Annotated in this window: 21 protein-coding genes; 6 read left to right on the top strand and 15 right to left on the bottom strand. The window is 72.9% G+C overall.

Annotation, left to right across the window (positions count from 1 at the left end):
- Positions 1 to 42: 42 nt before the first annotated feature.
- Both ACH4FH_RS05105 and ACH4FH_RS05100 read left to right on the top strand, forming a co-directional pair.
- Positions 43 to 1,851, top strand: coding sequence for a serine/threonine-protein kinase (locus ACH4FH_RS05105; RefSeq protein ID WP_398554340.1), 1,809 nt, complete (start codon positions 43 to 45; stop codon positions 1,849 to 1,851).
- Between the two features lie 202 nt (positions 1,852 to 2,053).
- Complete coding sequence (locus ACH4FH_RS05100; RefSeq protein ID WP_398554339.1) at positions 2,054 to 3,913, top strand: serine/threonine-protein kinase; 1,860 nt, start codon at positions 2,054 to 2,056, stop codon at positions 3,911 to 3,913.
- A gap of 46 nt (positions 3,914 to 3,959) precedes the next feature.
- On the opposite strand, the gene ACH4FH_RS05095 is transcribed toward ACH4FH_RS05100, so the two are convergent.
- A complete protein-coding gene (locus ACH4FH_RS05095; RefSeq protein WP_398554338.1) occupies positions 3,960 to 5,246 on the bottom strand; it encodes an adenylosuccinate synthase in 1,287 nt (428 codons plus the stop codon).
- A gap of 236 nt (positions 5,247 to 5,482) precedes the next feature.
- Here ACH4FH_RS05095 and ACH4FH_RS05090 point away from each other — a divergent pair, with 236 nt between their 5' ends.
- Positions 5,483 to 6,439 (top strand): hypothetical protein, encoded by a 957-nt coding sequence (locus tag ACH4FH_RS05090; RefSeq protein WP_398554337.1) that lies wholly within the window; start codon positions 5,483 to 5,485, stop codon positions 6,437 to 6,439.
- A 43-nt stretch (positions 6,440 to 6,482) separates the two neighbouring features.
- On the opposite strand, the gene ACH4FH_RS05085 is transcribed toward ACH4FH_RS05090, so the two are convergent.
- Entirely contained in the window at positions 6,483 to 6,995 is a 513-nt protein-coding gene (locus ACH4FH_RS05085) for a GbsR/MarR family transcriptional regulator (protein WP_398554336.1), read from the bottom strand.
- A gap of 94 nt (positions 6,996 to 7,089) precedes the next feature.
- On the opposite strand from ACH4FH_RS05085, the gene ACH4FH_RS05080 reads away from it, so the two are divergent.
- Together ACH4FH_RS05080 and ACH4FH_RS05075 are read left to right on the top strand one after the other, a co-directional pair.
- Entirely contained in the window at positions 7,090 to 8,049 is a 960-nt protein-coding gene (locus ACH4FH_RS05080) for an ATP-binding cassette domain-containing protein (protein ID WP_398554335.1), read from the top strand.
- On the top strand, positions 8,046 to 9,692 hold the full coding sequence (locus tag ACH4FH_RS05075) for an ABC transporter permease (protein WP_398554334.1): 1,647 nt from the start codon (positions 8,046 to 8,048) through the stop codon (positions 9,690 to 9,692). Before ACH4FH_RS05080 ends, ACH4FH_RS05075 begins: the two co-directional genes overlap by 4 nt.
- A gap of 174 nt (positions 9,693 to 9,866) precedes the next feature.
- Here the strand turns inward: ACH4FH_RS05075 and ACH4FH_RS05070 are convergent, their stop codons facing one another.
- From ACH4FH_RS05070 to ACH4FH_RS05010, 13 genes are all read right to left on the bottom strand, one after another.
- Complete coding sequence (locus tag ACH4FH_RS05070) at positions 9,867 to 10,523, bottom strand: response regulator (protein WP_398554333.1); 657 nt, start codon at positions 10,521 to 10,523, stop codon at positions 9,867 to 9,869.
- Positions 10,520 to 11,875, bottom strand: a complete 1,356-nt coding sequence (locus ACH4FH_RS05065; RefSeq protein WP_398554332.1) for a sensor histidine kinase — start codon at positions 11,873 to 11,875, stop codon at positions 10,520 to 10,522. Before ACH4FH_RS05065 ends, ACH4FH_RS05070 begins: the two co-directional genes overlap by 4 nt.
- A 66-nt stretch (positions 11,876 to 11,941) precedes the next feature.
- Positions 11,942 to 12,823 carry an alpha/beta hydrolase gene (locus tag ACH4FH_RS05060; RefSeq protein WP_398554331.1) on the bottom strand — a complete coding sequence of 294 codons (882 nt, stop codon included), beginning with the start codon at positions 12,821 to 12,823 and terminating at the stop codon, positions 11,942 to 11,944.
- Positions 12,820 to 14,091: a kynureninase gene (gene kynU / locus ACH4FH_RS05055; protein ID WP_398554330.1), complete on the bottom strand. Its 1,272-nt coding sequence runs from the start codon at positions 14,089 to 14,091 to the stop codon at positions 12,820 to 12,822. The genes ACH4FH_RS05060 and kynU overlap by 4 nt, the downstream gene beginning before the upstream one ends.
- A complete protein-coding gene (locus tag ACH4FH_RS05050; protein ID WP_398554329.1) occupies positions 14,084 to 14,992 on the bottom strand; it encodes a tryptophan 2,3-dioxygenase family protein in 909 nt (302 codons plus the stop codon). Before ACH4FH_RS05050 ends, kynU begins: the two co-directional genes overlap by 8 nt.
- A gap of 372 nt (positions 14,993 to 15,364) precedes the next feature.
- On the bottom strand, positions 15,365 to 15,778 hold the full coding sequence (locus ACH4FH_RS05045; RefSeq protein ID WP_398554328.1) for a DUF3151 domain-containing protein: 414 nt from the start codon (positions 15,776 to 15,778) through the stop codon (positions 15,365 to 15,367).
- 144 nt (positions 15,779 to 15,922) lie between these two features.
- A complete protein-coding gene (locus ACH4FH_RS05040) occupies positions 15,923 to 17,449 on the bottom strand; it encodes an MFS transporter (protein WP_398554327.1) in 1,527 nt (508 codons plus the stop codon).
- Between the two features lie 151 nt (positions 17,450 to 17,600).
- Positions 17,601 to 18,623 carry a class II fructose-bisphosphate aldolase gene (gene fbaA, locus ACH4FH_RS05035; RefSeq protein ID WP_398554326.1) on the bottom strand — a complete coding sequence of 341 codons (1,023 nt, stop codon included), beginning with the start codon at positions 18,621 to 18,623 and terminating at the stop codon, positions 17,601 to 17,603.
- Between the two features lie 278 nt (positions 18,624 to 18,901).
- Positions 18,902 to 19,444, bottom strand: coding sequence for an orotate phosphoribosyltransferase (pyrE, locus tag ACH4FH_RS05030; protein ID WP_398554415.1), 543 nt, complete (start codon positions 19,442 to 19,444; stop codon positions 18,902 to 18,904).
- 152 nt (positions 19,445 to 19,596) lie between these two features.
- Entirely contained in the window at positions 19,597 to 20,499 is a 903-nt protein-coding gene (locus ACH4FH_RS05025; protein WP_398554325.1) for an aldose 1-epimerase, read from the bottom strand.
- Between the two features lie 123 nt (positions 20,500 to 20,622).
- Complete coding sequence (locus tag ACH4FH_RS05020; protein ID WP_398554324.1) at positions 20,623 to 21,675, bottom strand: SRPBCC domain-containing protein; 1,053 nt, start codon at positions 21,673 to 21,675, stop codon at positions 20,623 to 20,625.
- A 129-nt stretch (positions 21,676 to 21,804) separates the two neighbouring features.
- Positions 21,805 to 23,538 carry a polyamine aminopropyltransferase gene (locus ACH4FH_RS05015; protein ID WP_398554323.1) on the bottom strand — a complete coding sequence of 578 codons (1,734 nt, stop codon included), beginning with the start codon at positions 23,536 to 23,538 and terminating at the stop codon, positions 21,805 to 21,807.
- A 115-nt stretch (positions 23,539 to 23,653) separates the two neighbouring features.
- Positions 23,654 to 24,175 (bottom strand): DUF2617 family protein, encoded by a 522-nt coding sequence (locus tag ACH4FH_RS05010; protein ID WP_398554322.1) that lies wholly within the window; start codon positions 24,173 to 24,175, stop codon positions 23,654 to 23,656.
- Positions 24,176 to 25,007: 832 nt separating this feature from the next.
- Between ACH4FH_RS05010 and ACH4FH_RS05005 the strand changes: the two genes are divergently transcribed.
- Positions 25,008 to 26,186, top strand: a complete 1,179-nt coding sequence (locus tag ACH4FH_RS05005; RefSeq protein WP_398554321.1) for a pyridoxal phosphate-dependent aminotransferase — start codon at positions 25,008 to 25,010, stop codon at positions 26,184 to 26,186.
- Positions 26,187 to 26,279: the final 93 nt, after the last annotated feature.

Raw genomic sequence — 26,279 nt, 5'->3', positions numbered from 1 at the left:
CTACTCTCCCGCAGGCGAATTCCGGGGGAAAGGCGGCGCATCGTGCAACAGCCGGGACGTGCTGAGCAGCAGGGGCAGGCGGGGCGGTCCGGGGGGCCGGCGCCGCTGCGGGAGCGGGATCCGCAGCGCATCGGGGAGTACCGCCTGATCGGGCGGCTGGGGGAAGGCGGGATGGGGCAGGTCTTCCTGGCCCGTTCGGACCGTGGACGTACGGTCGCCGTCAAGCTGGTGCGCGCCGAACTCGCCGACCAGGAGGAGTTCCGCGCGCGCTTCCGGCAGGAGGTGCGGGCCGCGCTGCGGGTCGGCGGGGAGTGGACCGCGCCGGTGCTGGACGCGGACACCGAGGCGGCGACGCCCTGGGTCGCCACCGGCTACATCGCCGGCCCCTCGCTCCAGCAGGTCGTCGCCGGGAGCGCCGCACCGCTGCCCGAGCGGACGGTACGAATCCTGGCGGCCGGACTGGCCCGGGCGCTCCAGGCGATCCACGCCGCCGGGATCATCCATCGCGACCTCAAGCCCTCCAATGTGCTGCTGACCATCGACGGCCCCCGGGTCATCGACTTCGGCATCGCCAGGGCGCTGGAGGCGGTGACCGGCAACGGCCTCACCCGCACCGGCGCCGCGGTCGGCTCGCCGGGCTTCATGGCGCCCGAGCAGGTGCGGGGCGAGGCGCTCACCCCGGCCTGTGACGTCTTCTGCCTCGGCTCGGTCCTCGCGTACGCGGCCACCGGCCGCCAGCCGTTCGGGACGGCCGACAGCGGCGTGCACGCGATGCTGTACCGCATCGCGCAGGAGGAGCCCGACCTGACCGCGCTCCCCGCGGGCCTGCACGACCTGGTCGCCGCGTGCCTGGCCAAGGATCCCGCACAACGACCCACACCGGCCGAGCTGTTGGCGCTGACGGAGACTCCGGACGGCAGCGGCGGCGAGGGCGGCGGGGCGGACGACGAACCGTGGCTGCCAGGTGCGCTGGTCGCGCGCCTTGGGCGGCATGCCGTGGAGCTGCTGGAGGCGGAGAACCCCAAGGGCGGTACGGACGGCGCCGGTTCGCGGCTCGCGCCACCGGCAACGCCGTCGGCGGCGAGGGCGGCCCCCGGTGTGCACGGACTGCCGACCGCGGTCTCACCTGCCGCCGCGGCCACGCCACCGCCGTCACCCGTGCCGCAGGGCCCGGCGTCCGCTCAGGCGCCCGCGTCGGCGTACGGATATCCGTACGCGGCCGGCGGTCAGGGCACACCGCCCCCGGCCCACCCGGGGCACGGCCCCTACGGACCCGGCCTGCCGGCGCCCGCGTCCGCCGCCCCCGCGCCTCGCCGTGGCTCCGGCACCGCCCTGATGGTGGCGGTGGCGCTCGTCCTCGCCGGCGCGGGGGCGGCCACCGCGTACGTCCTGATGGAGGGAAAGGGCGGTGGCGCGCGGGCGGCGGCGCCGAAGGACGACCGGCCCTCGGGCAAGGGCGGGACGGCCGAGGAAGAGCAGGGGACGGCCGGGGAAGGGCAGGGTTCGGCGGAGCCCGCAGGAGACGGCGGCATCCCGGCGGACTACCTCGGCACCTGGGAGACGACGGTCGGCGGCAGCAGCGCGGACGTCCGGCGCTTCCGGCTCACCCAGGGCGGCACCGGGGACACCGTGCTCACCATGACGGCCACCGGCCCCGCCTACCACTGCGAGTTCGCGGCCACACTGGACAGCGCCGGGCCACCGGTACGCCTGGGGCCGTCCACCGTGACGTCCGGCCCCGCCGAGAGCTGCCGGCCCGGCACCCCGAGCACTTTGGAGATGGTGGACGGCAAGCTGCGGCGCACCTTCGACGACGGCAAGGCGCCCCTGACCTACGACAGGGCCAGGTGATCCTCCTGCACGGCGAAGGCCCGCGTCCGGTACGCGACCGGACCGGCGATCGTTCTCCCGTCGTAACGATCCCTCGGCCGCCGCGCGATCGGGGGGAGCCTAGGCTCGTCGGAATCGATCACGGCACGGCATGCCACACGGGCGACGTGGGCAGGCCGGTCACCCGCACGACGGGCACGGAACGACACGGGGGAGGGCTCGGATGGAGAGCCTGCGCGGGCTGACGGCCGGCGATCCGGAGTGGATCGGGGACTACCGACTGCTCAGCCGCCTCGGCAGCGGCGGGATGGGCCGGGTCTACCTCGCCCGTTCCGAGGGCGGCAGGACCGTCGCCGTGAAGCTGGTGAAGGTCGAACTGGCGGCCGAGGAGGAGTTCCGGGACCGCTTCCGCGCCGAGGTGGCCGCCGCCCGCCGGGTGGGCGGCCACTGGACCGCGCCGGTGCTGGACGCCGACACCGAGGCCGACGTGCCCTGGGTCGCCACCGGCTACATCGCGGGCCCGGCTCTCAGCGAGGTCGTCGGCGGGTCCTACGGCCGCTCCGGCACCTACGGCCCGCTGCCGGAATACTCGCTGCGCCGCCTGGCCTACGGCCTGTCCTGCGCACTGCTCGACATCCACGGCGTGGGCCTGGTGCACCGCGACCTCAAGCCGTCCAATGTGCTGCTGACCATCGACGGGCCCCGGGTCATCGACTTCGGCATCGCCCGCGCCCTGGACGCGGTCGGCGACCAGACCCAGACCCGTACCGGCACGGTGGTCGGCTCGCCCGGCTTCATGTCGCCCGAGCAGGTCCAGGGCCACCGCGTCGTCCCCGCGAGCGATGTCTTCAGCGTCGGGTCGGTGCTGGCGTACGCGGCCACCGGGAGGATGCCGTTCGGCAGCGTCGCCTCGGGTGTGCACGCCGTGATGTTCCGGATCGCCCAGGAGGAGCCCGACCTCGTCGATGTTCCCGACGGCATGCGGGAGCTGATCGGCGGCTGCCTGGCCAAGGACCCGGCCGCCCGGCCCACGCCGGAGGAGATTGCCTCCCGGCTCGGCCCGGTGAACAGCGGCGGGGCGGCGGCCCCCTGGCTGCCGGCCGAGCTGATCGCGCGTCTGGGGCAGCACGCCGTACGCCTGCTGGACACCGACACTCCGCCCGGCGGCTCCCCGCCGCCCTCCCGGCGAGCGGACGGCCGGGCACCCGGCGAGACCGCGACGACCCTCTTGGCGGCGCGGGCGGACGGCGGGGCCCCGGCCCCGGAGGAGGCGGACCCGCGGGAGGCGGCGCCCTCCCGGCGCCGCTGGCTTCCCCTCCTCGCCACCGCCGTCACCGCGGCCGTGGCGACCGCGGTGGCCGTACCCCTGCTGACCGGTGGCGCAGGACCCGAGGACCGCCCCTCGGACATTCCGTCCCGCTACGTCGGCACCTGGACCGGCGCCGTCCAGCGCGACGGCACCCCCACCGGGCAGCAGCGCAGATTCGTGATCTCGCACGGCAAGGTCGGCGAGGTGGTCGCGAACAGCACCAGCCTCGGCGCGAGCTACGAGTGCCGCAGCGACGCCAAGCTGGTCTCCGTCACGGCGGGCGACGGGCGCCCGGGTCTGCGGCTGGACACCAAGGTCGTGAAGTCGGTCCCGCCCGGCCGCTGCTCCGCACTCGGCGAGCACACCCTGCTCCCGGGCAGCGCCGGCACCCTCACCTGGGCGGCGGCCGGCCGGACCGCGACGCTGCGCCGGACCGCCCCCGCCGCCGAGACGGTCCCGGCCACCTTCCTCGGCACGTGGCAGCGGCCGAACGCCGACGGCTTCGGAACGCAGCGGCTGACCATCAAGCGGGCCCCCGTCGGCAGCGCGGTGCTCACCACCGTCGTCGTGGGCCGCGCCGGACGGTGCACCGCGCACGCCGATCTCTACTCCGCCGACGGCAAGCTGACCGTCGGGCCGTCCGTCGTGGACCGGGCGGCGCCCGGCTGCTCGCCGAGCAGCACCTCGGTGCTGCGGGTTGGCGGCGACGGCACCCTGCGCCGCGAGTTCCTGGGCGACGACAAACAGCCGCGGACCTACTCCAGAGCGGAGTAGGCCCACGGCCGGCGGTGCGAAGGCGCCCTTCCGGGCACCGGTGTCCCTAGGACAGGAACGAGTTGATCTCGATGGTCTCGTCGCGGCCGGGGCCGACGCCGATCGCGGAGATCGGGGCGCCGGACATGTCCTCCAGCGCCTTGACGTACGCCTGCGCGTTCTTCGGCAGGTCGGAGAAGGACTTCGCCTTGGTGATGTCCTCGGACCAGCCCGGCAGGTTCTCGTAGATCGGCTTCGCGTGGTGGAAGTCGCTCTGGCTGTAGGGCAGCTCCTCGACGCGCTTGCCGTCGATCTCGTACGCCACGCAGACCGGGATCTGCTCCCAGCCGGTGAGGACGTCGAGCTTGGTGAGGAAGAAGTCCGTCAGGCCGTTCACGCGGGTCGCGTAGCGGGCGATGACCGCGTCGAACCAGCCGCAGCGGCGGTCACGGCCGGTGGTGACACCACGCTCGCCACCGATCCGGCGCAGCGCCTCGCCGTCGTCGTCGAACAGCTCGGTCGGGAACGGACCGGCGCCAACACGCGTCGTATAGGCCTTGAGGATGCCGATCACGCGGTTGATCTTCGTCGGTCCGACGCCCGCACCGGTGCAGGCGCCGCCCGCGGTCGGGTTCGAGGACGTGACGAAGGGATACGTGCCGTGGTCGACGTCCAGGAGCGTGCCCTGACCGCCCTCGAACAGCACGACCTTGCCGTCGTCGATGGCGTTGTTCAGCAGCAGCGTGGTGTCGGCGACGAAGCCCCTGAGCTGGTCCGCGTAGCTCAGCATCTCCTCGACAACCTGGTCCGCGACGATGGCGCGGTGGTTGTAGAGCTTGGCCAGCACCTGGTTCTTGAAGTCGAGGGCCGCCTCGACCTTCTGGTGCAGGATCGACTCGTCGAAGAGATCCTGCACACGGATGCCGGTGCGGTTGATCTTGTCGGCGTAGGTCGGGCCGATGCCGCGGCCGGTGGTGCCGATCTTGCGCTTTCCGAGGAAGCGTTCCGTCACCTTGTCGACGGTGATGTTGTACGGCGTGATCAGGTGCGCGTTACCGCTGATCAGCAGCTTGGACGTGTCGACACCGCGCTCGTTGAGTCCGCTCAGCTCGGAGAGCAGGACCGCAGGGTCGACGACGACGCCGTTGCCGATGACCGGGGTGCACCCCGGCGAAAGGATTCCGGAAGGGAGAAGGTGCAGCGCGTACTTCTGGTCGCCGACGACGACCGTGTGGCCGGCGTTGTTGCCGCCCTGGTAGCGCACCACATAGTCAACAGACCCACCGAGCAGGTCGGTGGCCTTTCCCTTGCCTTCATCACCCCACTGAGCACCGAGCAGCACAAGTGCGGGCACAGGCGTACACCCCTTCCGGGCGGGGCAGGACCAACGTGCGTGGATGACGTCCGTATGCGTGTTCACGCGCACGTCATCGCTGGATCCGTTGGACCGGTGCCCCGGAATAGACGAAGCCCCTGGCGCAATAGCGCAAGGGGCTCTTGCACCGAGATGCTACCTGAGGAAGGACCGAGGTGTCGGCGCAGCCTTCTGGGCACTCTCCCGCAGACTCCGTTCGGGGGTACCCCCTGCTCGTGGTCATCGACCCGGTCGCCCGCAGTACGGACGGCGAGTCCGTACGGATCGCGAAGGATGTCCTGTGTGCTCGCGCGGGAGCGAAAATCTGCCTTCCGCAGGACTCCGGGGAATTCGCCAGGGCGCTCGCCCGGCGCGGCCACCGGCGCCCGGTGGTCATCGGGGACGACCGCGCCCTGCTACGGGTCGTGGGCCTGCTGCACAAGGAGCGGGAACTGGCGGGAGTCACGATCTCGATGGTTCCGGTGGGGGCCCCTGCCGCGGTGACGCTGAGCCGCGCGCTGGGCATCCCCTCGGACACGGTGGCCGCCGCGCGGGCGGTGCTGGACGGCGCCGAGCGGCCGATGGACCTGCTGACCGACGACAGTGACGGAATCGTGCTGGGCGGGCTGCGCATCCCCGGCGGGGACGCAGGCGCGCTGCCCGGGCACGGCCGCCATGTGCCGCCGGCGGCCACCCCGGCCGACGCCTGGGACGGCCGGCCGGGCGGCGCGGCCGTCGACGGGCGCCGGCCGTGGTGGGAGCCGGCCGCGCGGACGGCGCGTTCGGCGCTGTCGCTGCTGTCCTCGCCGACCTGCGGGATCGGCGGTCGGCGCGGGCGGGTGCCGACCCAGCGGCTGCGGATCGAGGCGGACGGCATCATGCTGGCCGACCTGGACCGCCCGGTGCGGGGCGTCTCGGTGATGCCCGGCGGCCGGACCGGGGCGGACGGGCTGACCCGGCCCGGCCCGGGCGGTGGCGGATTCGGCACCCCTGCCGCCGACGCGGACGGGCTGGCCGAGGTCGTGGTGCACTGGCCCGGCTCGGACCGTCCCGTACGGGCGCAGGCGCGGGCGGTGACGGTGTCCGGCGCGGACTTCCACTACCGGGCGGACGCGGTGGTGGGCGGCCCGGTCAGGACCCGCACCTGGACGGTGCAGCCGGCGGCCTGGCGGCTGACGCTGCCGAGGGCGTAGAACCACCGGGGCCGCGGGCCCGGGGTGGTCCGAAAGCCACGCCCTAGCCGCCCGACTCGGCGCGCATCTTGTCCCGGTGGTCGCGCCAGCGCTCCATCATCCCGCCGAGTTCCTGCTGGATGAACTCGAAGAAGATCAGCGTCTCGTTGATCCGCAGGCCCGCGGGGGAATCCTCGCCGAGGCTGCCGACACCCTCGCGGAGGGTGGTCTCCCAGCGGCTGAGGACACTGTCCCGGCGGGCCAGCGCCTCGTACCACTGGTCGCTGTGCACCCGGTAGCGGTCGCGGCGGGAGCCCGGTTCCCGCTCCCGGCTGACCAGGTCGACCTGGGAGAGATAGCGGATCGCGCCGGAGACGGCGGCGGGGCTGACCTGGAGGCGCTCGCCGAGTTCGGCGGACGTCAGCACGCCGGAGTCGGAGGCCAGCAGGCAGGCGAAGACGCGGGCGGACATCCGCTGCATACCGGCTTCGACCAGCTGGGAGGCGAAGCGCTCGACGAACTGTGAGACCGCCTCGTCGTCCCGGTCGTCGGCGCCCGGCTGTCGCTGCTCACTCATGTCCGCATCATCTCCCCTGATCAGAGCCACCCCTCCCGACTTTATACGCTTTCTTAACTTCACAAATTTGTGAAACAAGCGTAGCTTCAAAAACATGACGAAGGCAACGTTCCTCTCGTGCCACTCTCCCGCGATCCGGGTGGCCGGCCTGCACAAGTCGTTCGGCGGCACCCACGCGCTGGACGGCCTCGACCTCGACGTCCAAGCCGGCGAGGTGCACGGCTTCCTCGGGCCCAACGGCGCGGGGAAGTCCACGACGATCCGGGTCCTGCTCGGACTGCTGCGCGCCGACGGCGGCAGCGCACAGCTCCTGGGCAAGGACCCCTGGCGCGACGCGGTCGAACTGCACCGTCGCGTCGCCTACGTGCCCGGCGACGTCACCCTGTGGCGCAACCTCTCCGGCGGCGAGGTCATCGACCTCTACGGCCGGCTGCGCGGCGGGCGCCTGAACCCCGCCCGCCGGGCCGAGCTCCTGGAGCGCTTCGAACTCGACCCCACCAAGAAGGGACGCACCTACTCCAAGGGCAACCGCCAAAAGGTCGCCCTCGTCGCCGCCTTCGCCTCCGACGTCGACCTGCTCATCCTCGACGAGCCGACCTCCGGCCTCGACCCGCTCATGGAAGAGGTCTTCCAGAGCTGCGTCGCCGAGGAACGCGACCGCGGCCGTACGGTGCTGCTCTCCAGCCACGTCCTGTCCGAGGTCGAGGCGCTCTGCGACCGCGTCAGCATCATCCGCAAGGGCCGGACCGTGGAGTCCGGTTCGCTCGGCGAACTGCGCCACCTCACCCGCACCTCCGTCGTCGCCGAACTCACCGGCGCGCCCAACGGTCTCGCGCATCTCCCCGGCGTCCACGACCTCGCGCACCAGCCGCTCGCCGGTGGCCACAGCCACCGGGTCAGGTTCCACGTCGAGACCGACAAGCTCGACGCCGTACTGCGGTCGCTCAGCGCGTCCGGTGTCCGCAGCCTGACCAGCACCCCGCCCACCCTGGAGGAGCTCTTCCTGCGCCACTACCAGGACGATGTCCACGCCGAAGGGGTGAGCGCACGATGACCGCCGTCACCGCCTCCGCCACCGCGACCGCCGCCCCCGGTCCCTCCCGTCATCTGGCGGGCACCGGAGCCCTGTTGCGCCTCGCGCTGCGGCGCGACCGGCTGATGATCCCGGCCTGGGTGCTGATTCTCGGCCTCAGCGTCGCCGGCACCGGGTCGTCCATCGAAACGCTCTACGCCGGCGCCGCCGAGCGCGCCGACCTGGCGGGCTCGATGACCGCCAACGCGTCGATGCGCGCGATGTACGGGCCGGTCTTCAGCGACTCCGTCGGCGGCCTGGTCGCCTGGCGGATGACCGGCCTCGGCGCCGTCCTCGCGGCGGTGATGAGTCTGCTGATCGTCGTACGGCACACCCGCGAGGAAGAGGAGACGGGCCGTCAGGAGCTGCTCTCGGCGGCGATGGTCGGCCGCCGGGCACCGCTCACCGCGGCCCTGCTCGCCGCCCTGATCGCCAACACCGGCCTGGCCGTGCTGATCACCGGCGGGCTGGCCGGGTCCGGACGCCCGGCGGCCGGCTCGCTGGCTCTCGGCCTCGCCGTCGGCGGCACCGGTGTGCTCTTCGCCGGACTCGCCGCCATCGCCGCCCAGTTCACCGAGAGCGCCCGACTGGCCAAGGGCCTGACCGGCGCCGTCCTCGGCCTCTGCTTCGCGCTGCGCGCCGCGGGGGACGTCGCCACCACCGACGCCACCTCGCCCCTCACCTGGATCTCACCGCTCGGCTGGGCCCAGAACCTCCGCCCGTACGCGGGCGAACGCTGGGGGACGGCCCTGCTCTTCCTGGCGGGCACGGCGCTGACCGTCTGCGCCGCGTACGCCCTCACCGCCCGCCGCGACCTCGGCATGAGCTTCCTGCCTGCCCGCCCCGGCCGGGCCCACGCGCCCGCGTCCCTGAGCGGCCCCTTCGGCCTGGCCTGGCGCCTGCAACGCACCACCTTGCTGGGCTGGACGCTCGGCTTCGTGTGCGCGGGCGGCATCTTCGGCGGGATCGCGAACGGCGCCGCCGACATGGTGGGCGGCAACCGGCGAACCCGCGAGATCTTCGAGCGGATGGGCGGCCAAGCGGGCCTGACCGACGCCTTCCTGGCGACGATGACCGGCCTGCTCGGCATGATCGCGGCGATCTTCGCGACCGGCGCGGTGCTCCGGCTGCGCGGCGAGGAGACCGACGACCGCGCCGAGCCGGTACTGGCCGCCGCCGTCGGCCGCCTGCGCTGGGCGTGCAGCCACCTGGCCATCGCATTCCTCGGCCCGGTCGTGGTGCTCGCCTTCGGCGGCCTGGCCCTGGGCGTCAGCTACGGCGTCACGGCCGGCGGCCTCGGCGGCCGGGTCGCCCCGGTGCTCGGCGCGGCCCTCGCCCAGGTCCCGGCGGTCTGGACGCTCGCCGGCCTGGCGGTGTTGCTGTTCGGTCTGCTGCCGAAGGCGACCACCGCCGTCTGGGCGCTGGTCGGCGGCTGCCTGGCGATCGGCTGGATCGGCCCGACGCTGGAGTTCCCCCAGGCGGTGATGGACCTCTCGCCGTTCGGCCACCTGCCCAAACTCCCCGGCGCCGAGGCCACCGCGACCCCGTTCCTCTGGCTGACGGCCCTGGCCGTGCTCTTCGTCGCCGCGGGACTCGCCGGCTTCCGCCGCCGCGACCTCGGCTGACACCGGGCGGCCGGGCCGGCCGCCCCCTCCTCGTGCGCCGCCGGAGCTGTAGCGGACTCCGGCGGCGCACTTTTCCGTTGTGCGCCGCCGGAGTCCGCAGATTCGCGGCGGGGCCGGGCCGCTGCCCGGCGAGCGCCGAACCCGCACCACTGTCCACAGGCTGTGGACAACATTTCAGCCGCCCGGCGTGACCAGCCTCGCCTCGTACGCGAACACCGCGGCCTGCGTGCGGTCCCGCAGCCCGAGCTTCACCAGGATCCGGCTGACGTGCGTCTTCACCGTCGACTCCGCGACGACCAGATGCGCGGCGATCTCGCCGTTCGACAGCCCCTGGGCCACCAGCACCAGGACCTCCGTCTCCCGCTCCGTCAGATCTCCGATGCGTTCCTGGGCGGGCGCGCGAGGCGTGCCCAGCCGGGAGAACTCGGAAATCAGGCGCTTGGTGACGGTCGGCGCCAGCAGCGCCTCGCCGGAGGCGACGATCCGAACGCCCTCGGCGAGCTGGCCTGCCGAGGCGTCCTTGAGGAGGAAGCCGCTGGCTCCGGAGCGCAGCGCCTGGTAGACGTACTCGTCCAGGTCGAAGGTGGTCAGCACCAGCACCTTGGCGTCCGCGTCGGCGGCGACGATCTCCCGGGTCGCCTCCAGGCCGTTCATCACCGGCATGCGAATGTCCATCAGCACCACATCGGGCTTGCGCAGCGCCACCTCCCGCACCGCCTGGTGGCCGTCGACGGCCTCGCCGACGACCTCGATGTCCGGCATGGCGTTCAGCAGGACAGAGAAGCCCTCGCGGACCATGACCTGGTCGTCGACGATCAGTACCCGGATCATGCCGTGCCCTCCCCTGCCTTCGTCCCGGCCACCGGCAGGAACGCGACGACCTCGAAGCCGCCCTCCTCGGTGTGGTCGGCCGTCATCTCGCCGCCCAGCATCTGCACCCGCTCACGCATCCCCAGCATGCCGTGCCCCGCTCCCGGGGACGGCTTGGCGAGCCGGCTCGGCACGCCGTTGACGATGCGCAGGCCGATGCCGCCCAGGACGTAGGAGATCTCGACCCGCGCCTCGGCTCCGGGCGAGTGCCGCAACGCGTTGCTCAGCGCCTCCTGGACGATGCGGTACGCCGACAGCTCGACGCCCTGCGGCAGCGGCCGGGCGGCGCCGGTGATCACCGCCTCGACGGTCAGCCCCGCGCCCCGGACGCTGGTGAGCAGCGCGTCGAGGGTGGCGAGGGTCGGCTGCGGGGCTTCGGGGTCGCTCTCCACGAAGGCGTCCGGGTCCTCGGAGCGGACCACGCCCAGGATGCGGCGCAGCTCGGTGAGCGCGGCGACGGCGTTCTCACGGATCGTCGCGAAGGACGTGGCGAGCTCGGGCGGGGTGTTCTCGACGCGGTACGGGGCGGCCTCCGCCTGGATGGCGATGACGGACATGTGGTGCGCGACGACATCGTGCAGTTCGCGGGCGATGGTGGCGCGCTCTTCCAGCAGCGTGCGCCGGGAGCGCTCCTCCTGCGTGACGGTCTGCGTCTCGACGACCTGCCGGCGCTCCTCGCGCCAGGCCCGCACCGCGGCGGCCGAGACCAGCACCACCGCGGAGAACACCGCGACCGGCGGCCAGTTCGAGGACTCGAACCCGTCGAACAGGGACACCACGGCCCCCAGGCCGAAGGTGACCACCCACATCTCCACTGCGAGCCGCGGCCGGGTACGCAGCACCACCAGCGTCATCACCGCGAGGTGCGTGGGGAACACCGCCCCCCACGGGTCCATGCCGTACGTGTCGAAGTACGAGGCGCCGATCAGCGTGACGATGAACGCGCCCAGCGACAGCCAGTACGCGCCGACCGGCCGGAAGAGGGTGAGCATCGGCGTGGCGGCGAGCAGCGCGCACAGGCCGAAGGTGAGGACGCCGCGGAGCCCCCCCACGCCATACATCATGCCGAACGTCCCCAGGAAGACGCAGGCCGAGAAGAACCCGACGGCGGAGTGCGGCAGCCAGCGTGCCCAGCCCCGGATCTTCTGCGGCAGCCAGGGCACCCAGCGGGACACCTTGGCGTCCGCCAGCGGCGGCAGCGGGCGGAAGGCGAAGGCACCGACGAACAGGTCCTGCCGCAGTCGGTTCACGGCGCCACGGGCTATCCGGGCCTCTGAGCGCAGGGTGCTCTGCGTCTGGGTCGTCTCGTTCACGGGACAACGGTAGGCAGTGCCGGGGCCGAGTGCGTCCCCACCAGTGGGGATCTACCGGCGTCCCCCTCAGGTACTACGCGGCGGAAGAACGCCGCCGCGCAGGTCGGAGGGGTCGCCGGATCGGCGAAGAAGCGCGTCGAGCAGCGTGCTGTACGCCGCCGTGCCGGGCGTGACGGGGGCGTAGTGGCCGACGCCGGGAAGCTCGCGCAGCGTCGTGGTGGCCGCACCGCCGCCCACCACGGCAGCCGCGGCCGCCGCGAGGTACCGGCGGGAGATGTCCAGGGGGACGTCGGGGTCGTCGGTGCCGTGCAGGATCGTGACGGGCAGGCCGGTGGGCGGACGGCGTGCGGGGTCGGCCGCGGCGATCCGCTGCGTGAGCGAAGGCTCGTCACCGTCTCGCCCGGGCGCCCCCTCGACAAGCTCGGCGACCGCGCCGTCGCTCAGGCCGAGTTCATGGGCGCGGGCGAGGTCGGCGACCGGGGAGACCGCGATGACCCGGCCCACGGGGGTGCCGGGGCGGGCGGCGGCGAGCAGCGCGAGATGGCCACCGGCGGAGTGCCCGATGACGACGAGACCGCCGGTGTGCGCCCCGGCCGTCTCGGTCGTCTCGGCCGCCGCCGTCCCGATGGCCGCCGCCACGTCCTCGAACGTGCGCGGCGCCCCGCCGCCCGCCCCGACCCTGCGGTACTCGGCGAGGGCGACCGTCAGCCCCTGCCGGGCCAGTGCGGCGGCGAGCGGCGAGAGATGCCGCCGGTCGTAGGCGGCCCGCCAGAACCCGCCGTGCAGCAGCACGACCGGCCCGGAGCGCACCGCCCGGGGCGTGCCCGCGGCGGACCGCGGTGCGTAGAAGTCGACGATCTGGTCCGGATGCGGGCCGTACGCGACCGTCCGGTCCGGCGCCACCGGGGCGAGCCCCAGCAGCGCCGTCTCCTCGTCCGGTGCGCTCACCCGCGGCCCCCGGCCGCCCCCGGCTCCACCTCGGGCTGCGCCCGCAGGACCTCGCCCAGCACCCAGGCGGCCTGCTCGGCGTCCGCGAAGGAGGTGTAGAGCGGGGTGAAGCCGAAGCGCAGCACGTCGGGGTGGCGGAAGTCACCGACCACGCCCCGCCGGATCAGCCCCGCCATCACCTCGCCGGCGTCCGCGCACGCCAGCGACACCTGGCTGCCCCGCCGTGCGTGCTCGGCGGGGGTGACCGACCGGACCCGGTCTGGCGGCGCGTACGCCGCCACGCAGTCGAGGAAGAAGTCCGTCAGCGCCAGGCTCTTGGTGCGGACGTCCTCGATGGTGACGCCGTCCCAGGCCACCAGCGCCGCCTCCAGCGCGAGCAGCGACAGGATGTCGGGGGTGCCGACCCGGCCGCGGACGATGCCCTCGGCCGGCGCGAAGTCGGGGTCCATCCCGAACGGCTCGGCGTGCGAATTCCAGCCGGGCAGCGGCGAGTCGAACCGCTCCTGGAGGCTTTCGCGCACGTAGAGGTACGCGGGCGAACCCGGCCCGCCGTTGAGGTACTTGTACGTGCAGCCGACGGCGAGGTCGACGCCGTGCGCGTCCACGCCGACCGGCAGCGCGCCGGCGGAGTGGCACAGGTCCCAGACCGCCAGCGCACCCGCGGAGTGCAGGGCGGCGGTGATGCCGGGCAGGTCGTTGAGCCGGCCGGTGCGGTAGTCGACGTGGTTGACCAGCGCCAGCGCGGTCCGCTCTGTGACCTCGTCGCCGATCCTGGCGGGCTCGACCGGACGCACCGCGAGACCGGTCATCCGGGCCGCGGACCGGGCGATGTAGCCGTCGGTGGGGAAGGTCGTGGCGTCGACCAGGATCTCCGTGCAGCCCTTCCCGGCCATGCGTATGCCGGCGACCACGGCCTTGAAGAGATTGACGCTGGTGGAGTCGCCGACCACGACCCGGCCCGGCGCCGCCCCGATCAGCGGCGCGATCTTGTCGCCGATCCGCTCGGGCGCGGTCCACCAGCCGGATTCGGACCACGAGCGGATGCGCAGCTCGCCCCACTCGCGGGCGATGACATCGGCCACCCGGCCGGGCACCGCACGGGGCAGCGCGCCGAGTGAGTTGCCGTCGAGGTAGACGGTGTCGTCGAGGAGGAAGCGGTCACGGAGCTCCGCGAGCGGGTCGGTGACATCCAACTGCTCGGCGCGGGCAGCGTGTTCACGAGCCACGGGCGTCTCCGGGGCGAGGGGGTTCTCGGCGGCGTCAGACATGGCTGCGCGCCGTCCACAGCTCGGGAAAAACGTTCTTGCGGGCCCGCTTCTCCAGCCAGGCCACCCCCGCGGAGCCGCCGGTGCCCATCTTCGCTCCCATCGCCCGCCGGGTCGCCACCAGGTGGTCGTTGCGCCAGCGCCAGACCAGCTCGGCGACATCGGTCAGCGCCTCACCGAGCCGGACCAGGTCGGAGTCCTGACCGCCGGAGTAGATCTCCGCCCAGACGGCCTCGACCGCCGCGTCCGGCTCGTGCCGCTGCGCCGGGTCACGCCGGAGCACCGCGTCCGGGACGGCGTGGCCACGGCGCGCGAGCAGCCGCAGCACCTCGTCCCACAGGCTCGGTTCCTGGAGAGCCTTCTCCAGCTCGGCGTACTCACGCGGCGAACCGCGGTGCGGCACCAGCATCGAGGCGGACTTCTCACCGAGCAGGAATTCCAGCCGCCGGTACATCGCGGACTGGAAGCCGGACCCCTCGCCGAGCGCGCTGCGATAGGCGTTGAACTGCGCCGGGGTCAGCCGGGCGAGCGGCTTCCAGGCGGCGTTCAGCGCCTCCAGCTCGTAGGTGGAGCGCTTGAGCGCGTCCATCGCCACCGTCAGGTCGTCGCGCCGCAGCGCCTCGGCCGCGGTGTGCCACTCATGGACGATGACGGTGAACCACAGCTCCATGACCTGGGTGGTGACCAGGAAGACCATCTCGCCGGGGTCGTCGGAGAGCGGGTGCTGCAGGTGGGTGAGGACGCCCGCCTGGACGTAGTCCTCGTACGGGGTGGTGGTGCTGCTGCCGATGCTCAGATCGGGGGCGAACGGCGGGTCCATCTCCGGTGCCGGGTGGGCCTCGGCGCCGGGGGCCGCGGTGCTGCCCGGTTCTTCGACGCTTCGGTGGGGAGAAGGCTGCGACATGAGGGACTCCTCAGTGCGAACTACCGGGTAGCGGTCCGCCCCTTCCTTGTCGGCTCGGGAGCCCCGGTCCCCTCGGGCGCGGAATGATCCGGGCCCAGGGAAATCATCCGTGCTGGACAGCGACCGCGCAAGGGCCGACCGCGATCACGCGGCCGGCCCCTTGAGCACTGCCTTCTACGGCGGCCCGGCAGCCTCACGGCGTCCGGCACGCCGCGGAAAAGGGCCGCTCGGAGCGCGTCAGGCGGGAGCCTGACGGCCCGGGCGGAGCGGCCCCGCGCCCCATACCCGCACGCCCTCCGGGCCCGCTCACGAGCGCCTCGTGGCTCTCGTGGAACAGCCGGCCGGCCGGGGTCGGGGCAGCGTCCCGGTCGCTCAGGTGAGCGTGTCGGCAGCGGTCGGCGAGGAATCCCGCAGGAAGGTCGAGCAGCGCTCGTACTCCTCCTGCTCGCCGATCGCCTGTGCGGCGCGGGCGAGGGCGTGCAGCGCCCGCAGGAAGCCCCGGTTCGGCTCGTGCTCGAAGGGCACCGGGCCGTGGCCCTTCCAGCCGGCCCGGCGCAGCGCGTCCAGGCCGCGGTGGTAGCCGGTGCGGGCGTAGGCGTACGACTCGACGGTCCGGCCGCCCTCGAACGCGTCGTCGGCGAGCTGGGCCCAGGCCAAGGAGGAGGTCGGGTACTTCGCGGCGACATCGGACGGCGCCGTGCCCACGGCGAGCAGCTCGCGGGGCTCGGGGTCGTCGGGCAGGTGGGTCGGGGGCGGTCCCCCGAGCAGGTCTTCGTGAATGGCCATGCTCCCAGTCTGCCTGGTCCCGGGGACCGGGAGCGCCCGGCATCTCCCGGACGGCGGGCAGCAAGGCCGGGTGTCGCCGCGCCCACGGGCGCCGTGAGGGCCGGTGCGGGTGTCCGTGCCCGGCCGAGACCTTGCGGACGCGCCCTAGGCCCTCGCTCCCGGTGCCGGCCGACGTGTCTCCCCCGGGTCCAGCGGCGGCGCGGTCATCCCGCAGTGGTACGCGCACTCCGGTCGGCGCTGCTCCTCGACCGCCGCGCCGCGCAGGACGTTCGTGCGCACCGTCAGCCACGCGATCAGCGCGCCGGCCAGCAGCACACCCGCGCACAGCGGCATGGCCCGCCGGAACGTCGACGCGAACTCGTCCGCCGAGCGGTACGACTCCGGGCCCATGCCCACCAGCAGCGGCAGCGCGGCCACCGCGACGAGCCCCGCGGCGCGCGCCGCGGCGTTGTTGATGCCGCTGGCCAGGCCCGCACGGTCCACGTCCACGGACGCCAGGACGGTCGCGGTCAGGGGCGCCACCAGCGCCACCATCCCGGCGCCCAGCACCACCAGGGCGGGCAGCACATCCGCCAGGTAGGAGGCGCCGACCCCGACCCGCAGCATCAGCAGCATCCCGGCGGCACACAGGACGGGCCCGACGGTGAGCGGGATCCGCGGCCCGATCCGCTGGCCCAGCTCCCCGGAACGGGCGGAGAGCAGCAGCATCATCACGGTGGTGGGCAGCAGCGCCGTACCGGCCGCCAGCGCCGAGTAACCCACCACGACCTGGAGCTGGAGCACGGCGAGGAAGAAGAATCCGCCGAACGCCGCGTAGACACACACGGTGACCGCGTTGATGGCGGTGAACTGGCGGATGGCGAAGATCGACGGTGGCATCATCGGATCCTGCCGCCGCCGCTCGACGTGCAGGAAGAGCACCCCGAGCAGCACCCCGGCCACCGCCGGAGCGATCACCCCCGGTGTGGCGCCCCGCTCGGGCGCGGCGATCAGCGCATAGGTGACGCCGGCCAGGGACAGCGCGCCCAGGGCCGCACCCGGCACGTCGAAGCCCCGGTGCTCCTTCGCATCCCGCTCCCGGGTCTCCGGTACGTTCCGCAGCGCGACCGGGACACACACCGCCGCCAGCGGCACATTCACGAAGAACACCCAGCGCCATCCGGGTCCGTCCACCAGCCAGCCACCGAGGAAGGGCCCGACCGCCGCGGCCACACCGCCCAGTCCCGACCAGGCGCCGACCGCCCGTGCCCGGTCCTCCGGGTGGAAGACGGCCTGCATCAGCGCCAGCGAGCCCGGAGTGAGCAGTGCCCCGCCGACGCCCTGCAGGCCGCGGGCCGCGATCAGCACCCCGGCGTTCGGCGCCAGTCCGCACAGCAGCGAGGCCGCGGCGAACCACACCACGCCGATGACGAAGACCCGGCGCCGTCCGTAGCGGTCCCCCAGCGCCCCGCCCAGCAGGATCAGCGCGGCGAGGGTGAGCATGTAGGCGGAGACCGTCCACTGCAGGACCGCCAGATCGGCGTCCAGGTCCTCGCCGATCCTGGGCAGCGCCACATTGACGACCGTGCTGTCGAGCATCGCCATGCCGGAACCCAGCACCGCCGTCAGCAGCACCCAGCGGCCCTGGGGCGAGGACAGACGGATCGCGCCGGACGTGCTCGGCTCACTCATACGCAGAGCATGCCCGCACAAAGCGCCGCTCGCCCCCTGTGCTTCGGGCCTGACCCCGGCCGAACACGCGGAAGGGCTCCACACCTTGCGGTGCGGAGCCCTTCCCGAGGGGTCGAAGCGGCGCGGATCCGCCGCCCCTGCCCGCCGTGAACTACTTGATCCTGGTGCCCGTGGAGCGCAGGTTCCCGCAGGCCTCGGTCACACGCTTGGCCATGCCGGCCTCGGCCAGCTTGCCCCAGCTGCGCGGGTCGTAGGTCTTCTTGTTGCCGACCTCGCCGTCGACCTTCAGCACGCCGTCGTAGTTGCGGAACATGTGGTCCGCGACCGGGCGGGTGAAGGCGTACTGGGTGTCGGTGTCCAGGTTCATCTTGACCACGCCGTTCTCCAGCGCGGTGGCGATCTCCTGCTCGGTGGAGCCGGAGCCGCCGTGGAAGACGAAGTCGAACGGAGCGGTCTTGCCGTACTTGGCGCCGACGCCCTCCTGGAGGTCCTTCAGCAGCTCGGGGCGCAGCACGACGTTGCCGGGCTTGTAGACGCCGTGCACGTTGCCGAAGGAGGCGGCGAGAAGGTAGCGGCCCTTGTCGCCCAGGCCCAGCGCCTCGGCGGTGCGCAGCGCGTCGTCGACCGTGGTGTAGAGCTCGTCGTTGATCTCGTGGGTGACGCCGTCCTCCTCGCCACCGGTCGGGGTGATCTCGACCTCAAGGATGATCTTGGCGGCGGCGGCCTTGGCGAGCAGCTCCTGGCCGATGGACAGGTTGTCCGCGAGGGTCTCGGCCGAGCCGTCCCACATGTGGGACTGGAAGAGCGGGTTGAGGCCCTTGGCGACGCGCTCCGCGGAGACGTCGATCAGCGGGCGTACATACCCGTCGAGCTTGTCCTTGGGGCAGTGGTCGGTGTGCAGCGCGACGGTGATGTCGTACTTGTCGGCCACGATGTGCGCGAACTCGGCGAGCGCGACAGCGCCGGTCACCATGTCCTTGTTGTACTGGCCGCCCAGGAACTCCGCACCACCGGTGGAGATCTGGATGATGCCGTCGCTCTCGGCCTCGGCGAAACCACGCAGCGCTGCGTGCAGAGTCTGCGTCGAGGTCACGTTGATGGCCGGGTAGGCGAACTTGCCTGCCTTCGCCCGGTCCAGCATCTCGTTGTAGACCTCGGGAGTTGCGATGGGCATCTGTCCGCTCCTTGTGTATGCGGGTGTGCGTTCTTGGCCCTGACCAGGGGGCGACGACTTCGCCTGGCTCATCTTCCCAGACTCGGCCGATTGCTCCACATCCCTAGCACGGCACGCATGACCAAGGGGTGGACGGTTTCACGTGAAACCGTCCACCCCTTGGAAAAGCCACTGGTCAGGGCGGCGCGTGCGCATTTCGCCGCCCGACATCACGACTTCATTGCCGCTCGCTCACGGCACCGTCCGCCCCGGTGTGCGCGACGGCCGGCCGCCAGGTCTCAGCCCAGGCCGAGGTCACCGAGCTGGTAACCGGTGAGGTACGGCAGACCGGCCTCGGCGATGGCGGAGGCGGCGCCCCGGTCGACGATCGTCGCGACCGCAACGACTTCGGCGCCCGCCTCGCGGGCCGCCTCGACGGCGGTCAGCGGCGAGCCACCGGTGGTCGAGGTGTCCTCGACGATCAGCACCCGGCGGCCCGTGATGTCCGGTCCCTCGATACGGCGCTGCATACCGTGCGCCTTCTGGGCCTTGCGCACGACGAAGGCGTCCAGCCGCTCACCGCGCGCGGCGGAGGCATGCAGCATCGACGTCGCGACGGGGTCGGCGCCGAGCGTCAGCCCGCCGACCGCGTCGTAGTCCAGGTCCGCGGTGAGGTCCAGCATCAGCCGGCCCACCAGCGGCGCGGCCTCGCCGTCCAGGGTGATCCGGCGCAGGTCGATGTAGTAATCGGCCTCCTTGCCGGAGGACAGCGTCACCCGGCCGTGCACCACGGCCTTGTCCTTGATCTGCTGCAGCAGCGCGCCGCGTGTGTCGGCCGGCATTACTTCGTTGACGTCCTCGCTCATGCGCATGAGCTTAGGCCAGCTCAAGACGCCGGGGCCCGGCCCGGGGCTTGGGTCACCGCCCGGCCTTGCCACCTGAGCGGCGGCACGTCCGAGGCGGTCGGGCTCTCCGGCAGGCGCTGTCCGGCAGCTCAGGCCAGGGAGCGCCAGCTCCACGTCGTGGAGATCTCCAGCGGGTCGATGGGGGTGACCAGACGCGGCCGGGTGTTCAGACCGTTGGGCGGACCCGACTGCGGCTCGACGCACACCGCCGCCTCCTGCTCGTCATAGATCACCACCCACTCCGCGCGGCCGGCCACCTTCAGCTCCAGCCGGCCTGGCCAGGTGAGGGTGACGTCCACGCCCTGCGGCATGCCGAAGCAGTCGTCCCAGGGCCCCGGCTGCGGAGGGAGCCGCCGCCCCGTCGGGAGGTGGTCCTCGCCCCGCTCCTCCTGCCATTCGGCAGTGAAGTCGAGCCGCACCTCCGCCCCGGTGCCCTCAGCCGGCCCGCCGCCCTCCGGGCCGCCGAGGTGGCGTACGAACCACGGGTGCCAGCCGGCCTGCGCGGGGAAGGAGTCACCGGCCGCCTCGACGCCCATGGTGAGGGTGAGCGACTGCCCGTCCTCGGCCAGCTCCACGAGCTGGGTGACCATTCCCGGGTACGGCCACGGGGCCGCCGGATCGGCGAGGTCGTAGGTGAACGCGGCGGCCGTCGCCGTCGCCCGCGCGGTGCGCCAGCGAAGGTTGCGGCCCGTTCCGTGGATGGCGTGCGGGGCGGCGTTGATCGGCATCTGGTGCAGTGCGCCGTGGCGTTGCCCCGGACCGCCCACGGAGACCCCGCTGCGGAACTGCCCCTTGTCGAGCCGTCCGCACCAGGGAACCATCGGGAAGCAGCCGTACTTGGCGCCCTGCCGCAGCAGCTCCGTACCGCCGACACGGAGGCTGCCGATACGGCAGCCGTTGTCCGGATGAACGGTCAGTTCGGTGTCCCCGGCGGCCAGTCGCACGCCGCCCAGCGTCTGCGACGCGCTCTGCGCGGTGTTGTCGGTGCTCACGGAACCGACCCTAACGGTGCCTCCCCCGCCCCGCGCCTGATGCCTCTCATCGCATGCGCCCGCCCCGCCCTGATCGAGCCGGATCCGGTGGGCCGAGCGGTGGGGCCTCGTCCCTCGCCCGACTCAGCGGCGGCGGCGCAGCACCCGGCCGACGACCACGGCGGAAGCCAGCACCACCGCGGCGGCGGGCGCCGCCCAGCGCAACGTCGCCGACGTCGCGTTCGCCTCGGGGGCCGGCACCGGCGCGTACCGACCGCGCGGCGGGGCGTGGTCGACCTCCTCCGCGCTGCGCCCGATCATCGTGCGGCGCGCGTGCGCGGCTTCCGCGGGAGTGCCGTCGACGTCATCGTCATAGCCGTCATAGCCCTCGCCCTCCTCCACATCGCCCACGTCGTCGACCTCATCGGCATCACCGACGTCGAAGGCGCCGATCGTGCTGTCCGCATCGCTGAGCGGGTCGAGCGACGGCGGCGGCACCTCGGTGTCGAACACCCCGCGCCCGGCTGCCTCCCCGCCCTCGGGCGGCGTGCCCTCGCCGTGCTCGTCGGAGCCACCGGCCGCCTCGGGCCCGCCGGAGGGCTCGGCCTGCCCGGCCGCTCCGGGGTCCGTCGGCTCACCGGGAGCTTCCTCGGAGGCTTCCGGGCCGGATACTCCTTCCGCGCCGGACGCGGCAGCGGTCGCCGTCCGCGCGGTCCCGTCCACCGGCCGCTTCTCCAGGTCCGCCGCCAGGTTCTCCGCGAACCGGTCCAGCAGGCGGCGTCCAGCGGTCCGGGCCGCCTGGTCGGTGACCTCGGCGAGCCGGCCGTCCCTGCTGACCTTTCCGGCGCAGGTCAGGGTGGTGCCGGGATCGGGCTCGGTGACCGACGACAGCCGTACGGTCAGCATCAGCGTGGCGGAGCCGTCGCCCCGGGCCTCCGTCCCCTGAACCTCGACGGTCACCGGGTCGGCCGGGTCCGCGTCGCCGGCGCCGTTCGGCTTCCCGACGGTGACCTTCAGCGTGCCGCGGTAGGTGATGGTGGCGCTGCCGACACGCAGCCGCAGCCGGCCCTCCGGGCTCTGCGGGGCCGCGTCGGCGTCGAGCTGCACTCCTGGGACGCAGCGCGCCACGCGCGCCGGCTCGGTGAGCGCCTGCCGCACGGTCCCGACGGGAAACGGAACGTACACCTCATGCTCCATGACATGGGAGCCTACCCAGCGCCCCCAGGACACGTGCCCGCTCCCGCGTAACTTTCTTCCCGCCCCGCCGGAGCCACCCGCCCAGGCCCCCCGCGTGCGGCCCCGTCCCACCGGTCGGCCACGGCCCCATCACCGGTAGCGCGGGTGCATCAGCGTCGATGGCAGCAGGCCGGTGATGCGGTCGTGGGTGGCCTCGCGCTCGGCGGCGCGGAGGGCAGCGGCGGTGACGGTGACGAGCGGAGGCGCGTCGGTGGCCACGCCCGGCCTCAGCGGCTGCCGCGCGGCCAGCAGAAAGCCCCAGTGCTGCCTTTGCCCTGTCGCCTGCGCGGCGAGCGCACCCCCGGGGGTGGACGCGTCCGGCGCGAGAGGACCGATCAGGCCCACTGCGCGGTCCGGGCCGCCGGAGAAGTCCGTGAACCTGCCCGGGAAGCGGTAGGGGACGGTCCGCAGACCCACCGACCGCAGCGTCGCGTCCACCGTCCAGAAGGACCTCCGCCGGGCGACCGGCGGCCCGGCGTGCACCACCAGACGTCCGTCGCCCGCCAGCATCCGCACCGCGAGCCCGTAGAACTCCTGCGAGTAGAGCTTGGTGCTCGCGGTGATCCCGGGGTCGGGCAGATCGGAGACGATGACGTCGTACCGCGCCGCCCCCCGGCCGCCGGCCGCGCCGTGCTCGCGCAGCCAGGTGAAGGCGTCCGCGGTGACGGTCCGCACCCGGGGGTCGCTCAGGGAATGGCGGTTGAGGGCGGACAGGCCGGGGTCGGTGCGCGCCAACCGCATCAGGCCGGGGTCGAGTTCGACGACGGTCACCGAGCGGACCGAGCGGTAGCGGAGCACCTCGCGCACCGCGAGACCGTCGCCGCCGCCGAGGACCAGCACCCGGCCGTGCGGGCCGCCCGCCATCGCCGGGTGCACCAACGCCTCGTGGTAGCGGAATTCGGTGTCCGCGCTGACCCGCAACCGCCCGTCCAAATAGAGCGCCAGCGGCCGGCCGGAACCTTTCCTCCCGCGTCCCGCACGGGCTCCCGCGCCGGTGCCCCCGGTCATCACCACTTCCTGGACACCGGTCTGCACCGCGACCCGCGCCGCCGAGCCGTACACCGCCTTCCGGGCCGCCCGTTCGAACGGCGTGGCGAGGACCGCGCCCGCGACGAGCAGGGCCAGCACCACGACATTCGCGGTGAGCAGTGCCCAGCGCGCGCGGACGCTCAGATCCCGGCGGAACAGCCACAGCACGAGCGCGCCCCCGGCCACGGCGTTGACGCCGCCGGTGACCAGGGCGCCGGTCAACTGGCCCAGGCAGGGCAGCAGCAGAAAGGGGAAGGCCAGGCCGCCGACCAGGGCGCCGACGTAATCCGCGGCGAAGAGATCGGCGACCGCACCGCCGGCGTCCTGCCGGCGGACCCGCTGGATCAGCGTCATCAGCAGCGGCACCTCGGCGCCGATCAGCACGCCGATCGCCAGCGAGAAACCGATGAGCGCGGAGCGCGACTGGCCCAACCAGGCGAACGCGGCGTAGAGGGCCATCGCGGAGGTGCCGCCGACCAGTGCCAGTGCCGCCTCGACCGCGCCGAAGCCGACCGCCGCCCGGCAGCGCAACTGCTTGGCGAGCAGGGCGCCGATGCCCATCGCGAAGACCATCACGGACAGCACGACGGATGCCTGGGTGACGGAGTCACCCACCAAGTAGGTGGCCAGCGCGACCAGTTCGAGTTCGTAGACCAGGCCGCAGGCGGCGCAGACGAAGACGACGGCGAGGACGAGCACACGGCCGAGCCCGCACGGCACGGGCAGCCGTGCCGGCTTCACGTCCTCCGGCGGCCCTAGGACACCGGTGGCAGCGGGCTCTGACGGCTCGATCATGAAATGAACGCTACGTGACGGTTCCGTGCCCCTTTGTCACCCACAAGAGTGCACTCTCCGCTCTACACCCCGTGGGCGACATCAATTCGGATGCCGCCCACGGAGCCCCGCACCGTCAGGCCGCCGCGACCGCCGCCCGCACCCCGACGCGGGTGCGGGTGGCCACCAGGCGGCCCTCCTGCGGGTAGGCGTGCCAGGTCCGCCAGCGCACCTGCCCTTGCTGACGCTGTGCCAGCATCGCGGTGAAGGCGTGCGGCGAGCCGGGGAACGTCCCGGCCAGCCCGTAAGGATGTTCCGCCACCAGCGCGAGCAATTCCTGGGCGCGCCCCGCGAACGAGCCACGGGAGAGCGTCTCCACATGGGCGGCGAATTCGTACTCCCAGTCCCCCAGCCGCTTGGCCACGCCCAGCGGGAGCGGCGTACTGCTCCCGGGCATGCAGGCGACCGTTTCGGAACAGGTGCCGTGCTCCTCTTCGAGGAGCACTTGATGGGAAGCCCCGAGCAGTCTCAACTGCACCTGGGCGTCATCGAGTTGAAGATCCAACACCGCGAGGGCCGGCAGGGGTTCCCTGCCCAGCGCCCAGGCGAGGTCGGATGCACGGGTATCGGTATAGGCCGTTGTCAGGGTCCTGAGCATGGGTCGGCTCCGCAAGCACGCAGTGGATGGTGGGCCGGCCCGCCCTAGAAGGATTCAGGGATGTATGACTGCCTGCCGGCTCGTGCCACGTGGGGTCCGAGAACTGGGGGATTCTCAAGGGAGAGGGAATCATGAATGCCCCGTCGCCCACAGCGTTTTTACCCATCTTCTCCGGGTTTCCATCCCCTAGAGGGCCCACCAGTTCAGTTGTTCAACAACCAAGCCCCTGAGGCGCGTTGATGCAGCTCGGGCCACTGCCACCGTGCATATGCGAGCAGGCATGAGCCGCGTGCATGTGTGCCGCCCGGGGGAGCTCCGTACGGGTGTGGACACGGACGTACGGAGCTGCCCCGGCAGGGTCAGGAACCCCCGCCACCACCGCCACAGCCGCCCCCACCGCCGCCGCCCCCGCACGAGGAGCCGCCGCCACAGGAGGAGCCCCCTCCACAGGAGTGCCCGCCGTGGTGCCCGCCGCTCGATCCGGAGCCACCGCCGCCGGCCCACCAACCGCCGCCGCCCGCACCCGTGTACCCACCGCCGCGTCCGCGTCCCGTGCCGGCTCCACCCCGCGACGCCAGGGCCACCAGACCGATGACCACCGCGCAGATGACCAGGAAAATGACGATTCCCATCTGCCTCACACTCCTTTCGTTCCCCCGAAGCGAGGCTTCCGCTCCGTCCGGCGCCCCGTGCGCCGCTCCGGCACCGTCCGGCGCCGCAGGCCGCTGCCGTCAGCGGCCGTCCTTTTCTGTCGTGACGGCCTGATGCCCTGGCCCGAAAGGACTCAAAGCACAGTTGAGGAACTCCAGAGGTTCGGCGCAGGATGGCGCCCATGGACCGACCGCTGCTCAACCGCCGCCTCGCCGAATTCGGCACGACGATCTTTGCCGAGATGTCGGCACTCGCCGTCCGGACCGGCTCCATCAACCTCGGCCAGGGGTTCCCCGACACCGACGGCCCCGAAGAGGTACGGGAGGCGGCGGTGCGCGCCCTGCGCGACGGCCGCGGCAACCAATATCCGCCGGGCCCCGGGATCCCCGAGCTGCGCGGCGCCGTCGCCGCGCACCAGGAGCGCTTCTACGGCCACCTCGGCCTCTCCTACGACCCCGAGACCGAGGTCCTGGTCACCGCCGGCGCCACCGAGGCCATCGCCGCCTCGCTGCTCGCGCTGCTGGAGCCCGGGGACGAGGTGATCGCGCTGGAGCCGTACTACGACTCCTACGCCGCCTGCATCGCGATGGCGGGCGGCACCCGCGTCCCGGTGACCCTGCGGCCGGACGCGGCGACCGGCTCGTACACCCTCGACCCGGACGAACTGCGCAACGCCGTCACCGACCGCACCCGCCTCATCCTCCTCAACACCCCGCACAACCCCACCGGCACCGTCCTCACCCGCGAAGAGCTCGCCGAGGTCGCCCGGCTGGCCTGCGAACGCGATCTGCTCGTCATCACCGACGAGGTCTACGAACACCTCGTGTTCGAGGGCGAGCACCTCCCGCTCGCCTCGTTCCCCGGCATGCGCGAGCGCACCGTCACCATCAGCTCGTCGGGCAAGACCTTCTCCTTCACCGGCTGGAAGGTCGGCTGGGTGACCGCCGCCCCCGAACTCGTCGCCGCGGTCCGCTCGGCCAAGCAGTTCCTGACCTACGTCTCCGCCGGCCCCTTCCAGTACGCCATCGCCGAGGCCCTCGCCCTCCCGGACAGCTACTACACCGGGCTGCGCGACACCCTGCGCACCCAGCGCGATGTCCTCGCCGGCGGCCTCGCCGACGCCGGCTTCCAGGTCTTCCGCCCCGCCGGCACCTACTTCATCACCACCGACATCCGCCCCCTCGGCGAATCCGACGGCTTCGCCTTCTGCCGCGCCCTGCCCGAACGCGCCGGCGTCGTCGCCATCCCCAACGCCGTCTTCTACGACCACAAGGACCAGGGCACACCGTTCGTCCGCTTCGCCTTCTGCAAGAGCGTCAACGTCCTGGAGGAAGCCGTCAGCCGACTGAAGGCGCTCTGAGGCACACGGGCACCTGCACCTGCACCCGCGCTCGCACCTGCACCGGCACCGGCACCGGCAGTTGCACCCTCAGCCGCACCGGCCACGGCGCGG

The sequence above is a fragment of the Streptomyces sp. NPDC017993 genome (genome assembly GCF_044328065.1).
In the GTDB taxonomy this organism is placed as follows: Bacteria; Actinomycetota; Actinomycetes; order Streptomycetales; family Streptomycetaceae; genus Streptomyces.
Note: the sequence above shows the minus strand (reverse complement) of the source record. Positions and strands in the feature narration are given on the sequence as shown.

What these genes read in the sequence shown, in the direction of transcription:
- ACH4FH_RS05100 (WP_398554339.1), top strand. Translation starts at nt 2,054, where the DNA reads ATGGAGAGCCTGCGCGGGCTGACGGCCGGCGATCCGGAGTGGATCGGG.
- ACH4FH_RS05085 (WP_398554336.1), bottom strand. Translation starts at nt 6,995, where the DNA reads ATGAGTGAGCAGCGACAGCCGGGCGCCGACGACCGGGACGACGAGGCG.
- ACH4FH_RS05080 (WP_398554335.1), top strand. Translation starts at nt 7,090, where the DNA reads ATGACGAAGGCAACGTTCCTCTCGTGCCACTCTCCCGCGATCCGGGTG.
- ACH4FH_RS05075 (WP_398554334.1), top strand. Translation starts at nt 8,046, where the DNA reads ATGACCGCCGTCACCGCCTCCGCCACCGCGACCGCCGCCCCCGGTCCC.
- ACH4FH_RS05070 (WP_398554333.1), bottom strand. Translation starts at nt 10,523, where the DNA reads ATGATCCGGGTACTGATCGTCGACGACCAGGTCATGGTCCGCGAGGGC.
- kynU (WP_398554330.1), bottom strand. Translation starts at nt 14,091, where the DNA reads ATGTCTGACGCCGCCGAGAACCCCCTCGCCCCGGAGACGCCCGTGGCT.
- ACH4FH_RS05050 (WP_398554329.1), bottom strand. Translation starts at nt 14,992, where the DNA reads ATGTCGCAGCCTTCTCCCCACCGAAGCGTCGAAGAACCGGGCAGCACC.
- ACH4FH_RS05045 (WP_398554328.1), bottom strand. Translation starts at nt 15,778, where the DNA reads ATGGCCATTCACGAAGACCTGCTCGGGGGACCGCCCCCGACCCACCTG.
- ACH4FH_RS05040 (WP_398554327.1), bottom strand. Translation starts at nt 17,449, where the DNA reads ATGAGTGAGCCGAGCACGTCCGGCGCGATCCGTCTGTCCTCGCCCCAG.
- fbaA (WP_398554326.1), bottom strand. Translation starts at nt 18,623, where the DNA reads ATGCCCATCGCAACTCCCGAGGTCTACAACGAGATGCTGGACCGGGCG.
- pyrE (WP_398554415.1), bottom strand. Translation starts at nt 19,444, where the DNA reads ATGCCGGCCGACACACGCGGCGCGCTGCTGCAGCAGATCAAGGACAAG.
- ACH4FH_RS05020 (WP_398554324.1), bottom strand. Translation starts at nt 21,675, where the DNA reads ATGGAGCATGAGGTGTACGTTCCGTTTCCCGTCGGGACCGTGCGGCAG.
- ACH4FH_RS05015 (WP_398554323.1), bottom strand. Translation starts at nt 23,538, where the DNA reads ATGATCGAGCCGTCAGAGCCCGCTGCCACCGGTGTCCTAGGGCCGCCG.
- ACH4FH_RS05010 (WP_398554322.1), bottom strand. Translation starts at nt 24,175, where the DNA reads ATGCTCAGGACCCTGACAACGGCCTATACCGATACCCGTGCATCCGAC.
- ACH4FH_RS05005 (WP_398554321.1), top strand. Translation starts at nt 25,008, where the DNA reads ATGGACCGACCGCTGCTCAACCGCCGCCTCGCCGAATTCGGCACGACG.